Here is a 13,328-nt window from a genome sequence, read left to right on the forward strand (position 1 = left end):
GGCCGGGCACGCGCTCCATCTGAAAGTCCGCGGCCGTGACCGGCTGGCCGGCGACCCGCTGGATGCGCGCGGCGAGCGCCTCCCGCAGGCCCGTCGCCGGCAGGCCGTCGTTAGCCTCCGGACCCTGCCCGGCGAGCTCGCCGGCGAACGTCGCGGCCCAGTCCGCAGCGGGCACGACGTGACGGCGGATCGCCTTGGGCAGGGAGCGCAGCAGGGCCGTGATGAGCTCGTCCCGCATTCCGGGCACCTGCCAGTCGAACCCGTCGGGGCGCAGCTGGGCGAGGAGCGCCAGCGGAACGACGGCCGTCACCCCGTCGTCGGGTGCCCCGGGCTCGAACCGGTAGGCGAGCGAGAGCACCTGGTCGCCCTGCTGCCATCGCGCGGGGAAGTCGCGCTCGTCGCCGCGCGAGGCCTCGTCGACGAGGTCGGACTCGGTCATGTCGAGCAGGCGCGGGGTGCGCTGCGACGCATCGCGCCACCACGCCTCGAAGGAGCGCACGTCGTACACGTCGGCGGGGATGCGGGCGTCGTAGAAGCGGTAGACGGCCTCGTCGCCGACGAGGATGTCGCGCCGGCGCTCGCGCTCCTCGATCTTCTCGAGGCGGCGGCGCAGCTCGAGGTTGCGCCGATCGAACGCCGTCAGCCGCTTGTCGAGGGTCGAGGCATCCCATTCGCCCTCGACGAGGGCGTGCCGCAGGAACAGCTCACGCGCCAGCGGTCGGTCGAAGCGTGCGAGCTGCACGCGGCGCCGCGGCACGATCTCGACGCCGAACAGCGTGACCTTCTCGTAGGCGGATGCCGCGCCCGCGGCCTTGGACCAGTGCGGCTCGCTGAGCCGCCGCTTGGCGAGGTCGCCTGCGAGCGGCTCGGCCCATTCCGGGTCGATCGCCGCGACCGTGCGGGCGAAGAGGCGGGATGTCTCGACAACCTCGGCGGCCATCACCGCCGTGGGGCGCTTCTTGCGGAGGGCCGATCCGGGGAAGATCGCGAACCTCGTGCCCCGGGCGCCGAGGTACTCGGCGGAGCGGCGATCCGCCGAGCGGTCGGGCTTCGCACCGCGCCCGGTGGTCTTGGCGGGGGCGCGGTCGTCGAGGATGCCGATCTGGGAGAGCAGCCCCGAGAGGATCGCGCGGTGGATGTCGTCGGGGTCGGCGGTGGCCTCGGCGCTCTTGCGGGGGGCTCCGAGCTGCGCGCTGAGCTGACGGTGGACGTCGGACCATTCGCGCACGCGCACGTAGTTGAGGTACTCCTGCCGGCACAGGCGCCGGAAGGCGCTCGAGCCGAGCTCGGCCTGCTTCTCGCGAAGGTGGTTCCACAGGTTGAGAAGGCCGAGGAAGTCGCTCGTCGGGTCGGCGAAGCGCGCGTGGAAGCGGTCCGCCTCCTCGCGGCGGTCCTCCGGCCGTTCGCGGACGTCCTGGATCGAGAGGCCGGCGACGATCGAGAGCACGTCGGGCAGCACACCCGTGCGCCGGGCCTCGATGAGCATGCGCGCGAAGCGCGGGTCGATGGGGAGGCGCGCGATCTCGCGGCCGAGGTCGGTGAGCGAGGGCGCGCCGTCGCGGCCGGGGGTGCGCACGGCGCCGAGTTCCACGAGCAGGTCGAGGGCGGCCCTCACCCCTCGCGCGTCGGGCGGCGTGAGGAAGGGGAACGAGGCGATGTCGCCGAATCCGAGGGAGAGCATCTGGAGGATGACCGATGCCAGGCTCGTGCGGAGGATCTCCGGCTCGGTGAACTCGTCTCGGCTCGTGAAGTCGTCTTCGGCGTAGAGCCGGATCGCGACGCCGGGGCTGGTGCGCCCCGCGCGGCCCGATCGCTGCTGGGCCGACGCCTGCGAGATCGCCTCGATGGGCAGCTGCTGGATCTTGGTGCGATTGCTGTAGCGGGAGATGCGGGCGGTGCCGGTGTCGACGACGTAGCGGATGCCGGGAACCGTCAGGCTCGTCTCCGCGACGTTCGTCGCGAGGATCACGCGCCGCCGCACGCCGGCGATGGCCGAGCGCTCGAACACGCGGTGCTGCTCGGCGGAGCTGAGCCGCCCGTACAACGGCAGCACCTCGGTGGGGGCGGCGTCCTTCGCGTACATGCCGCGCACGGCATCCATCGCGTCGCGGATCTCCGCCTCGCCGGGAAGGAAGACGAGCACGTCGCCCGCGGGCTCGCGGTCGAGCTCCCGCAGGGCTGCCGTGATGCCGTCGACGTCGTCGGCGTCGTTGCGGTCGGAGCCCTTCGCGGGCGGTGCCGGCGGGCGGTAGCGCACCTCGACGGGATAGGTGCGGCCCGAGACTTCGATGATCGGCGCCGGGGTGCCGTCGGGACGTGCGAAGTGCTTCGCGAAGCTCTCCGGGTCGATGGTCGCACTGGTGATCACGACCTTCAGGTCGGGACGCTGGGGAAGGATGCGGGTGAGATAGCCGATGAGGAAGTCGACGTTGAGCGAGCGCTCGTGGGCTTCGTCGACGATGATCGTGTCGTAGCGGCGCAGCAGCCGGTCGCGGTGGATCTCGTTGAGCAGGATGCCGTCGGTCATGAGCGCGACGCGCGTGTCGTCGCTCACCTTGTCGGTGAAGCGCACCTTGTAGCCGACCGTGGAGCCGAGAGGGACCTGCAGCTCCTCCGCGATGCGTTCGGCGATCGTGCGCGCCGCGATGCGACGGGGCTGCGTGTGCGCGATGCGCGTGCGTCCGAGCTCGAGACAGATCTTCGGCAGCTGCGTGGTCTTGCCCGAGCCGGTCGCGCCGGCGACGATGACCACCTGATGGTCGCGGATCGCACGGGCGATCTCGTCCCTCGCGGCGCTGACGGGCAGCTCCGGGGGATAGGCGATCACGGGTTCAGGCGCGGGCATAGCCTTCGATCGTATCGCGGTCGTAGCCGGGGCTGGCCGCCGGCCGCCGGCGTCGATGTGGACGGCGCAGCATCCTCGCATTCGAGTATGTGAGTTCATGCTCACACGACCCCACGTGAGTTCGTGCTCACATACCTCGACCGCGGCGCCGTCGTCGACTGCATGTGAGTTCGTGCTCACAGGGCCCCATGTGAGTTTCCGCTCACATCCCTCGACGGACGGGGCGCTGCAGACCTTATGTGAGTTCGCGGTCACATAGTCCGGCGTCCCCGTGGCCGCCTGTCTGTCCGCCCCGAACGTATGTGAGCACGAACTCACATACGAAAAACACTGGACGCTGCAGCCGAGCCGAGCCGAGCCGAGCCGAGCCGAGACCCGCACCGCGAGCCGCGCATGCGCTCCTCCACCAGCCGCGGATCGAACGCGCCATCCACAGACTGCCGACACCGGAGCCTGCCCCGGCCCCACGCGAACTACCGTCGCCCCATGCATCCGTTCGCAGCGCTCGCCGAACCCGTCCGGCGGCGGATCGTGGAGATCCTCGCGAGCGGCGAACACACGGCCGGCGAACTGGCGCACATCGCGGGGTCGGAGTTCCACATCACCCGCACAGCCGTCTCCAAGCACCTCCGCGTGCTGCGCGACGCGCAGCTCGTCGACGTCCGCCCGGAGCTGCAGTGGCGCTGGTACTGGCTGACGACCGCCGGGTTCGAATCCGTCCAGCACGCGGCCGACGAGCTGCACGAGAAGTGGATCCGTCGCGTCGGCTGGGACTCCGAGAACCACCGCGACCACGACCCCCTCCTCGCACCTCCGACCTATGCCGTGCCGTTCAAGGGGCCCGGGCGGGGCTACCGCCGCGGAATGCGCGGCCGACAGACTGCGCCCCCGCCCCGGGCGAGCGAGCCCGACCTCGGGCTCTATCCGGTCTACCCCGTCCCCGAAGCTCCTAGGCTGGAACGCATGGCAAGCATCCCCACCGTGAAGCTCAACGACGGCTACGACATCCCCCAGCTCGGCTACGGCGTGTTCAAGGTGCCGCCGGCAGACACCGAGCGCGCTGTCAGCGAGGCGCTCGAAGTCGGCTACCGCCACATCGACACCGCCGCCATCTACGGCAACGAGGAAGGCGTCGGCGCAGCCATCGCCGCCAGCGGGCTGTCTCGCGAGGAGCTCTTCATCACCACGAAGCTCTGGAACGACCGTCACGACGGCGACGAGCCCCACGCCGCGATCGCCGAGAGCCTCGACCGCCTCGGCCTCTCGGCCGTCGACCTCTACCTGGTGCATTGGCCCACTCCCGCGCACGACAACTACGTCCACGCGTGGGCGAAGCTCGTCGAGCTGCGCGACGCGGGCCTCACCCGCAGCATCGGCGTCTCGAACCACCTCGTGCCGCACCTCGAGCGGATCGTCGCGGCGACGGGCGTCACTCCCGCCGTCAATCAGATCGAGCTCCACCCGGCGTACCAGCAGCGCGACATCACCGACTGGGCAGCCGCGCACGACGTGCGCATCGAGTCGTGGGGGCCTCTCGGCCAGGGCAAGTACGACCTCTTCGGGGCGCCGGCCGTCGCCGACGCGGCGAGGGCCCACGGCAAGACGCCCGCGCAGGCCGTGCTCCGCTGGCACCTGCAGAAGGGGTTCATCGTCTTCCCCAAGTCGGTCCGCCGCGAGCGGCTCGAGGAGAACCTCGACGTCTTCGACTTCGAGCTGACCGCCGACGAGATCGCCGCGATCGACGCCATGGATCAGCCGAACGGAAGCGGGCGCGTCAGCGCCCACCCCGACGAGGTGAACTGACCCGGCCATGAACCGTCGCCTCACGGAGGCCGCGAGCCCGTACCTCCGCTCCCACGCGGGCAATCCGGTCCCGTGGTTCCCGTGGGGCGACGCGGCCTTCGCCGAGGCGCGCGCCCGGGACGTCCCCGTCCTGGTCTCGATCGGCTACTCCACGTGCCACTGGTGCCACGTCATGGCACGCGAGTCGTTCGAGGACCCTGCGACGGCCGCCGATCTCGCCGACGGCTTCGTCTCGATCAAGGTCGACCGCGAGGAGCATCCGGAGGTCGACGCCGCCTACATGGCCGCCGCCACGGCGTTCACCGCCAACCTCGGCTGGCCGCTCACCGTGTTCGTGACGCCCGAGGGACGTCCGTTCTACGCGGGCACCTATTTCCCGCCGCAGCCGCGCGGCGGCCTGCCCGCATTCCGCCAGGTGCTCGCCGCCGTGCGCGAGGCGTGGGAGGAGCGCCGCGAACAGATCGACGGCACCGCCACCGCGGTGGTCGAGGCGCTCGCCGACGTCCGCGCGCAGGTCGGCGACGAGGCATCCGCGCCGCCCGCACCCGACGACCTCGCGGCGGCGGCGCACGCGCTCGCCGCACGCGAAGACCCCGAGCACGGCGGGTTCGGGGTCGCAGACGCACCGAAGTTCCCGGTCGCGACCGCCCTGCGATTCCTGCAGACCCGCCTCGTGCGCGAACGGGCGCCCGCCGCAGCCGCCGTCGCCGACCGCGCCCTGGCAGCGATGGCAGCGTCACCCTTGCGCGACCCCGTCGAGAGCGGCTTCTTCCGCTACGCCACCCGCCGGGACTGGTCAGTGCCGCACTACGAGCGCATGCTGACCGACAACGCGCAGCTGCTCGACGTCGCCCTCGCCGCAGGAGACGAGACGACCGCGCGAGGAGTCGCCCGGTTCCTTCTCGACGTGCTGCAGCAGCCCTCCGGTGGGTTCGGCGCCGCGCAGGACTCCGAGTCCTGGATCGACGGCGCCCGCAGCGAGGGCGGCTACTACGAACGGGATGCCGCTGCCCGCGCAGCCCTCGAACGCCCCGCCGTCGACGGCAAGGTCGTCACCGGGTGGAACGGCCTCGCGATCGGCGCCCTCGCCCGCGCGGGCGCCCGGCTCGACGAGCCCGCCTGGATCGACGCGGCGCGCTGGGCCGCCGACGCGGTGCTCGAATCGAACGTGGCGGTGGACGGACGCCTCATCCGCGCCTCGCTCGACGAGATCGCCTCACGAGCGACCGCGACGCTCGCCGACTACGGGCAGCTCGCCGCGGGCCTGCTCGCCCTCGCCGCCGCGACCGGCGAGCCCGCCTATGCCGTTCGGGCCCGCGAGCTCGTCGACACGTGCGTGGGCGCGGACGGCGGGGTCGCCGTCCCCGGCGGGGGAGATCCGGTGCTCGCCGAGCAGGGGATCGCCGCGCCGGATGCCTCGTCCGACGGCGACGAGCCCTCCGGCAGCGCGGCACTGGCCGAGGCGTCCGCGGCGCTGTGGATGCTGGGCGCCGGTGCGGATTACCGCGCCCTCGCCGAACGGGTCGTCGCCCAGGGCGGTGCGACCGCCGTCGCACAGCCGCTCGCGCACGGCGCTCTGCTGCGTGTGGCGGCCTCCCTCGCCGACCCGCCCCGACAGGTGGTCGTCGTGACCGAGGAGGAGCGGCATCCGCTCATCGGCGCGGCACGCGCCCTCGACGCGGACGTCATCGCCGTGGTGACACCCGAGCAGGCGGAGCGGTTCGCCGCCGACGGATTCGAGCTGTTCGAAGCCAAGACGGCGCACGGCGGCCCGACGGCCTACGACTGCCGCGACTTCGCGTGCCGCCTGCCCGTCACCGACCCCGCCGCTCTCGCGGCCGGGTGAGGGGGTCTGCCTAGACCCAGGTCGGCAGCCAGTTGTGCAGTCGCCAGAAGTCGTACGGCACCGGCATCGCCGAGATCACCGGGTACCAGAACGCCGCGAGCAGCAGCGCCACCCCGAGGAACACCCACACCAGCCGCTGGCCGGTGCGCCGGCGGTAGGCGTCGGCGTGCCGCGGTCCTGCGATGTCGCGCAGCGCGAAGGTCAGCGCCAGCAGCATGAAGGGAAGCACGAGCACCGTGTAGAACTGGAAGATCGTGCGCTCCGGGTAGAACAGCCACGGCACGTAGGTCAGCCCGATCCCCGTGAGCACGAACGCGTAGCGCCAGTCCCGCACGACGACGAACCGGTACGCCAGGTACAGCACGGCCGCGACGCCCGCGTACCAGACCAGCGGGTTCGGGATGCTCGATATCACCGACGAGCAGCCGTTGACGGCCGTGCAGCCGTCGACCCCCAGCGCGTCGTGGTGGTAGTACATCCCCGTCGGGCGGATGAGCAGCGGCCACTGCCACGCCGGGCTGGAGTACGTGTGACCCGAGGTGATGTCCGACGCCGCCCTGAACATCGTGGTGTGGTCGATCCACAGGCTCTGCAGCGCGAGCGGGACCCACGACCACACGCCGGTCGCGGGCGCCGCGTCGGCGGCGTGCCGGTCGTAGCCTCCGTCGGTGACCAGCCAGCCAGTCCACGACGCGAGATACACCGCGAACGCGACGGGCACGAGCAGCACGAACGTCGCCACGCCCTGCCGGATGGCATCGGTCGGCCAGAAGAGCACGCCGGCGCGGCGGCGGGCCAGCGCGTCGGTCACCACCAGGTAGACGCCGAGCCCCGCGAGCACCCACGCCCCCGACCACTTGACCGCGGCTGCCGCGCCCAGCGCGACGCCCGCCGCGACGATCCACGGGCGATTCCACAGGATCGGTCCCCACGCCGGAGGCTCGTCGCCGTCGTACCGCGCGCCGACCGTCGCCGCGATGCGGGCCATCGTGCGCTCACGGTCCAGCAGCACGAAGAGGAACCCGAGCAGCACGAAGAACATCAGCGGGGTGTCCAGCAGCGCGACGCGGCTCATCGCGATCGCCATGCCGTCCACCGCCATGAGCAGGCCCGCCACGACGGCGAACGTCGTCGAGCCGGTGAGGCGCCGCGCGATCAGCATGAGCACGAGCACGGCGGCGGTGCCCAGGAGCGCGGTGGTGATGCGCCAGCCCCAGCCGTTCTCCGGCCCCAGCACCATCATGCCGACCGCGATGATCCACTTGCCCAGCGGCGGATGGATCACGAACGCGGCGTTCTCGGTGAACACGTTCACGTCGCCCGCGAGGAAGCTCTCGTTGGCGTTCTCGGGCCAGGATGCCTCGTACCCGAGCTGGGACAGGGTCCAGGCGTCCTTGACGTAGTACGTCTCGTCGAACTGGTTCATCAGGTCGTGCGCGGCGGCGAGATTCCACAGGCGCAGGACGGCGGCGAGCACCACCACCAACGCGGGCGCGAGCCACCCGTACAGTCGCCGCGCGGCGTCGTCCGCCGCCACCCGCGTGGCGAAGCGCTCGTAGAGGCTGGGGCGGTCGGCGGGCAGGAGCGGGTCCGCGGGGGCGCTGTCGTCCAGGCGAGGGGCGGCGTGCGTCACGGTCACAGTGTAGGTGCGGCGTTCGGGACGCCCCTGCGAACTGTCCACCGCGGCGGCGCGGGATCCGTATGATTCGTGTCGTGACGGGTGGCAGCGGCTACTGGTACGGCGACGACGGCGACGCCGCCCGTCGCCGCGCCGTCGAAGTGCTCGAGGCGTTCCGGCTGTACCGCGCGGCCGACACCGCGATGAGGCGCCGCACCCGCGACGCCATGGCGATGGGCGAGAACGATCTGCTGACCCTCCGCTACCTGCTCAAGGCCGAGCGCGAAGGGCGGATCGTCCAGCCCGCCGAGATCGCGCGCTACCTCGGCGTGTCGACGGCCTCGACGACGGCGATCATCGATCGGCTCGAGCGCTCCCGGCATGTGCAGCGCACGCCGCACCCGACCGACCGGCGAGCGATCGTCGTGGTGCCGACGGCGGAGACGGACCACGAGGTGCGGCGCACGCTCGGCGCGATGCACGCCCGGATGCTGGAGGCGGTCGCCGGGATGTCGCCCGAGGACGCTCACGTCGTGCTCGACTGCCTCTCCCGCATGCGCGCCGCCGTCGACGCGATCGAGCCTGCCGAGGAGGCCGGCGACGAGGCATCCGCCCGCCCCTAGGCTGGGTCCGTGATCATCCTCGCGGCCACTCCGATCGGCAACCTCGGAGACGCGTCGCGGCGACTGGTCGAGGCGCTCGAGACGGCCCCCGTCATCGCCGCGGAGGACACCCGCACGACAGTGCGGCTGCTCTCCGCGCTCGGCATCTCGCACCGCCCCCGGCTCCTCGCCCTGCACGACCACAACGAGAAGGAGCGCGCCCCCGAGATCGTCGAGCTCGCCCGCGAGCAGGACGTCCTCGTGCTCAGCGACGCCGGGATGCCGACCGTCAGCGACCCCGGCTACGGGCTCGTCGCTGCCGCAGTCGCCGCCGGGGTGGCGGTGACGGTCATCCCGGGACCGAGCGCCGTGCTCACCGCGCTCGCGGTGTCGGGGCTCCCGACCGACCGCTTCACGTTCGAGGGCTTCGTGCCGCGCAAGCCGGGGGACCGCCGGAGCGCTTTGCGCACCCTCGCCGCGGAGCCGCGCACCATGGTGTTCTTCGACGCGCCCACGCGGGTCGCCGCGACGCTCGCCGACATGGCCGACGCGTTCGGCGGCGATCGGCCCGCGGCGGTCTGCCGCGAGCTGACCAAGCTGTACGAGGAGGTCGCGCGCGGGACACTGGCAGAGCTCGTGGCGTGGGCCGAGCCCGGGGTCCGCGGCGAGCTGGTCGTCGTGGTGGCGGGCGCCACCCGCCGGGAGGTCGCCTTCCCCGATGCCGTGACGCAGGTGCTCGAGCTGGTGCGGTCCGGCACGCGACTGAAGGATGCCGCCGGCGAGGTGTCCTCGCACACCGGGCACTCGTCGCGGGAGCTCTATCAGGCGGCGCTGGCGGTGCGCGGGTAACACCGGCCGGAGCGACCACCCCGCCCGACTAGAATCCTCGGGTGACTTCCGGCCGATCCTTCTACATCACGACGCCGATCTACTACCCGAGCGACGTGCCCCACATCGGCCACGGCTACACGACCGTGGCGGTCGACACCCTCGCGCGCTGGCACCGCCAGGCCGGCGACGACACCTGGATGCTGACGGGCACCGACGAGCACGGCCAGAAGATGATGCGCGCCGCTGCGGCCAACGGCGTCACGCCCCAGGAATGGGTCGACAAGCTCGTCGGCGAGTCGTGGTTCCCGCTGCTGACGACGCTGGACGTCGCCAACGACGACTTCATCCGCACGACGCAGGAGCGTCACGAGGAGCGCGTGAAGAAGTTCGTGCAGGCGATCTACGACCGCGGCTACATCTACGCCGGCGAGTACGAGGCGCTGTACTGCGTGGGCTGCGAGGAGTTCAAGCCCGAGTCCGAGATCGTCGACGGCACCGGGCCGTTCGAGGGCCTCAAGGTGTGCGCGATCCACTCCAAGCCGCTCGAGCTGCTCCAGGAGAAGAACTACTTCTTCAAGCTGAGCGAGTTCCAGGACCGCCTTCTCGAGCTCTACTCGTCGAGCGACTTCATCCGGCCCGAGTCGGCGCGCAACGAGGTCGTCTCGTTCGTGAAGCAAGGCCTCAAGGACCTGTCGATCTCGCGCTCCGCGTTCGACTGGGGCATCACCGTGCCCTGGGACGAGTCGCACGTCATCTACGTGTGGGTCGATGCGCTGCTGAACTACGCCACCGCGGTCGGCTACGGCAATGATCCGGAGGAGTTCGCGCGCCGCTGGCCGGCCTACCACGTGGTCGGCAAGGACATCCTCCGCTTCCACGCCGTCATCTGGCCGGCGATGCTGATGGCGGCCGGCGTCGACGTGCCGCGCGGCGTGTTCGCGCACGGCTGGCTGCTCGTCGGCGGCGAGAAGATGTCGAAGTCGAAGCTCACCGGCATCGCGCCGACCGAGATCACCGACGTCTTCGGCTCCGACGCGTACCGCTTCTACTTCCTGTCGGCGATCGCCTTCGGGCAGGACGGCTCGTTCTCCTGGGAGGACCTCTCGGCCCGCTACCAGGCCGAGCTCGCCAACGGGTTCGGGAACCTCGCCTCGCGCACGACGGCCATGATCGAGCGCTACTTCGAGGGCGTCGTGCCGCCGCCGGGGGAGTACGCCGAGGCCGATCTGCGCGTCCAGACGACGGTGGCGGATGCCGCAGCCTCCGCCGATGCCGCGATCGAGCGGTTCCGCATCGACGAGGCGATCACCTCGATCTGGACGATCGTGGACGCGCTGAACCTCTACATCACCGAGAACGAGCCGTGGGCGCTCGCCAAGGACGACGCGCAGCGCGGCCGGCTCGGCACCGTGCTGTACACGGCCGCCGAGGGACTGCGCGCCCTCGCCGTGCTGCTGTCGCCGGTCATGCCCGTGTCGACCGAGAAGCTGTGGATCGCGCTGGGCGCGGCCGAGTCGCTCGGACGTCTGCAGGACCAGCCGATCCGCGAGGCCGGCGCCTGGGGTGGGCTGAAGCCCGGGACGTCGGTCAACGGCCTGGCCCCGCTCTTCCCCCGCGTCGAGCAGTCGGTCTGATGACCCAGGCCGTGCCGTACCCCGCCGAGGGGTCCGATCCGTCGCAGTACGTGCGCGTGCGGGAGAAGGGCGCGCGCGACGTCAGCTACCCGGATGCCCCCGAGCCCCTGGCCGTGCCGGTGTACGACAACCACGCGCACCTGGAGATCGAGGACGGCGTGGGCCTCTCCCTCGACGAGCAGCTCGCGCGCGCTGGAGACGTCGGCGTCGTCGGCGTCGTGCAGGCCGGTGGCGACATCGAGTCGAGCCGCTGGTCGGCGTGGGCCGCGGCATCCCATCCCCGCGTGCTGGCGGCGGTCGCCATCCACCCGAACGAGGCCCCGGCGTACGCCGCGGCCGGCCGCCTGGACGAGGCGATAGCGGTCATCGACGAGCTCGCCGCCCAGCCCCGGGTGCGGGCGATCGGCGAGACCGGGCTGGACTTCTTCCGGACCGGCGAGGAGGGGCTCGCCGCCCAGTTCGAGAGCTTCGAGGCGCACATCGCCCTCGCGAAGAAGCACGGCGTCGCGATGCAGATCCACGACCGGGACGCGCACGACGCCGTGCTCGAGACCCTCGAGCGGGTCGGAGCGCCTGACCGCACGGTGTTCCACTGCTTCTCGGGCGACGAGGCGATGGCCGAGATCGCGCGCGAGCGCGGGTACTACCTCTCGTTCGCCGGCAACATCACGTTCAAGAACGCCCAGAACCTGCGCGACGCGTTGAAGGTCACGCCTCGCGAGCGGATCCTGGTGGAGACGGATGCCCCGTTCCTCACGCCGGCTCCCCACCGTGGACGCCCGAACGCGCCGTACCTCATCCCGGTCACGGTCCGCTTCCTCGCCGAGGAGCTCGGCGCCGACCTCGACGAGCTGAGCGCCCAGATCGCGGCCAACACGCTCGCGGTCTACGGCGCGTTCGAGGACTGAGCCGCGGCGACGGCCGATCCGGCTCTCGTCGGCTCATCTGCGCGACCGACATCGCGCTATCGAGCCGATGAGCGGTGTGGATGCCGCGGAGCGGCGCGGTCAGCCGCCGAGGCGTACGCCGACGGCAGCCGGGATCGAGAGCAGGAAGTCCCTCACGCCGCTGCGCACCGCGTGCCGACGGGCCGCGCGCTCCCGGCGCCTCGCGATCCTCGCCTCGCGGATCCGGTCGGCGTACTCACGCTCGTCGTCGGCGCTCATCTTGCTGTACACGGTCGGTCCTCGCATTTCGTCGTCGGGCGGATCCGGTGACCCGCCTCTCCCATGCCACGAACGGCCGGGGCGGATTTCGACAGCACCCGTCGATCGGGGCCACTTGAACTTCTCCTCCGGCCCGGTGTCGAATCGGAGGAGTCCCGTTCGTCGATCTGATGAGGGTCGCCGTCGCGCGGCCGGGACGGACAGGAGGGACCCCATGACGCGGATCCCTGCGCGCGCAGACGGCGGGCTGCCGTGACGGGCGATGTCGCCGATGCCGTCGCGCGCCTGTATCGCGCCGAAGGGACGCGCGTCGTCGCGGGTCTCGCGCGGCGTTTCCGCGATCTCGACCTCGCCGAGGAGACGGCGGCCGAGGCCTTCGCTGTGGCCTTCGAGCGCTGGCCGGCTGACGGCATCCCTCCCAACCCCGGCGCCTGGATCACGACGACGGCGCACCGCAAGGCGATCGACCGGCTCCGGCGCGAGGCGCGCGGGAGCGAACTGCAGCGGGAGGCGCTCATGCTCGCGGACGACTCGGCAGGGCCGGACACGGGGGCGGTCGAGGATGACCGGCTCCGCCTCGTGTTCGTCTGCTGCCATCCCGCGCTGTCCATGGAGGCGCGGGTCGCGCTCACTCTGCGGATCGTAGGGGGTCTGACCGTCTCGGAGATCGCGCACGCATTCCTGGTGCAGGAATCCACCATGGGACAGCGGCTGAGCCGCGCCAAGGCCAGGATCAAGGCGGCGCAGCTCCCGTTCCGTGTGCCCGAGCAGGAGGATCTGCCCGACCGCACCGACGGCGTGCTCGCGGTGCTGTACCTCGTCTTCAACGAGGGGTATCTGGCGTCCGGCCGGGATTCGGACCCGCTCCGCCCCGATCTCACGGGCGAGGCGATCCGGCTCACCCGGCTCGTGCGCGACCTGCTGCCGGCGAGGTCGGGCGAGCGAGCCGCATCGACGGGCCTGCTCGCGCTCATGCTCCTCAC

The 13,328-nt window shown here is 71.7% G+C and carries 10 protein-coding genes and 1 pseudogene; 8 read left to right on the plus strand and 3 right to left on the minus strand.

Annotation, left to right across the window (positions count from 1 at the left end; all coding sequences use genetic code 11):
- On the minus strand, positions 1-2,845 hold a 2,845-nt coding region (gene hrpA / locus ACE3O1_RS11445), incomplete at its 3' end, for an ATP-dependent RNA helicase HrpA (RefSeq protein WP_374315155.1).
- Between the two features lie 486 nt (positions 2,846-3,331).
- Here hrpA and ACE3O1_RS11450 point away from each other — a divergent pair.
- From ACE3O1_RS11450 to ACE3O1_RS11460, 3 genes and pseudogenes are all read left to right on the plus strand, one after another.
- Positions 3,332-3,544: pseudogene (locus ACE3O1_RS11450) on the plus strand (ArsR/SmtB family transcription factor); the annotation flags it as partial.
- Between the two features lie 264 nt (positions 3,545-3,808).
- Positions 3,809-4,648 (plus strand): aldo/keto reductase, encoded by an 840-nt coding sequence (locus ACE3O1_RS11455; protein ID WP_374315164.1) that lies wholly within the window; start codon positions 3,809-3,811, stop codon positions 4,646-4,648.
- Positions 4,649-4,655: 7 nt separating this feature from the next.
- Positions 4,656-6,494, plus strand: a complete 1,839-nt coding sequence (locus ACE3O1_RS11460) for a thioredoxin domain-containing protein (RefSeq protein ID WP_374315156.1) — start codon at positions 4,656-4,658, stop codon at positions 6,492-6,494.
- Between the two features lie 10 nt (positions 6,495-6,504).
- On the opposite strand, the gene ACE3O1_RS11465 is transcribed toward ACE3O1_RS11460, so the two are convergent.
- Positions 6,505-8,127: a dolichyl-phosphate-mannose--protein mannosyltransferase gene (locus ACE3O1_RS11465; RefSeq protein ID WP_374315157.1), complete on the minus strand. Its 1,623-nt coding sequence runs from the start codon at positions 8,125-8,127 to the stop codon at positions 6,505-6,507.
- A gap of 80 nt (positions 8,128-8,207) precedes the next feature.
- Between ACE3O1_RS11465 and ACE3O1_RS11470 the strand changes: the two genes are divergently transcribed.
- Genes ACE3O1_RS11470 through ACE3O1_RS11485 form a run of 4 tightly spaced genes read left to right on the plus strand, consistent with a single transcriptional unit; the run spans position 8,208 to position 12,087 of the window.
- Positions 8,208-8,735: a MarR family winged helix-turn-helix transcriptional regulator gene (locus ACE3O1_RS11470; RefSeq protein ID WP_374315158.1), complete on the plus strand. Its 528-nt coding sequence runs from the start codon at positions 8,208-8,210 to the stop codon at positions 8,733-8,735.
- A 9-nt stretch (positions 8,736-8,744) separates the two neighbouring features.
- A complete protein-coding gene (gene rsmI, locus ACE3O1_RS11475) occupies positions 8,745-9,563 on the plus strand; it encodes a 16S rRNA (cytidine(1402)-2'-O)-methyltransferase (RefSeq protein WP_374315159.1) in 819 nt (272 codons plus the stop codon).
- Between the two features lie 41 nt (positions 9,564-9,604).
- The gene (gene metG / locus ACE3O1_RS11480) at positions 9,605-11,179 is read left to right on the plus strand and encodes a methionine--tRNA ligase (protein WP_374315160.1); all 1,575 of its coding nucleotides are present in this window, start codon (positions 9,605-9,607) and stop codon (positions 11,177-11,179) included.
- Complete coding sequence (locus ACE3O1_RS11485) at positions 11,179-12,087, plus strand: TatD family hydrolase (protein WP_374315161.1); 909 nt, start codon at positions 11,179-11,181, stop codon at positions 12,085-12,087. Before metG ends, ACE3O1_RS11485 begins: the two co-directional genes overlap by 1 nt.
- A 99-nt stretch (positions 12,088-12,186) precedes the next feature.
- Here the strand turns inward: ACE3O1_RS11485 and ACE3O1_RS11490 are convergent, their stop codons facing one another.
- A complete protein-coding gene (locus ACE3O1_RS11490; RefSeq protein WP_374315162.1) occupies positions 12,187-12,357 on the minus strand; it encodes a hypothetical protein in 171 nt (56 codons plus the stop codon).
- A gap of 240 nt (positions 12,358-12,597) precedes the next feature.
- On the opposite strand from ACE3O1_RS11490, the gene ACE3O1_RS11495 reads away from it, so the two are divergent.
- Positions 12,598-13,328: RNA polymerase sigma factor (locus ACE3O1_RS11495; RefSeq protein WP_374315163.1), on the plus strand; the 731-nt coding region annotated here is incomplete at its 3' end.

This window comes from Microbacterium sp., assembly GCF_041909575.1.
GTDB lineage: Bacteria > Actinomycetota > Actinomycetes > Actinomycetales > Microbacteriaceae > Microbacterium.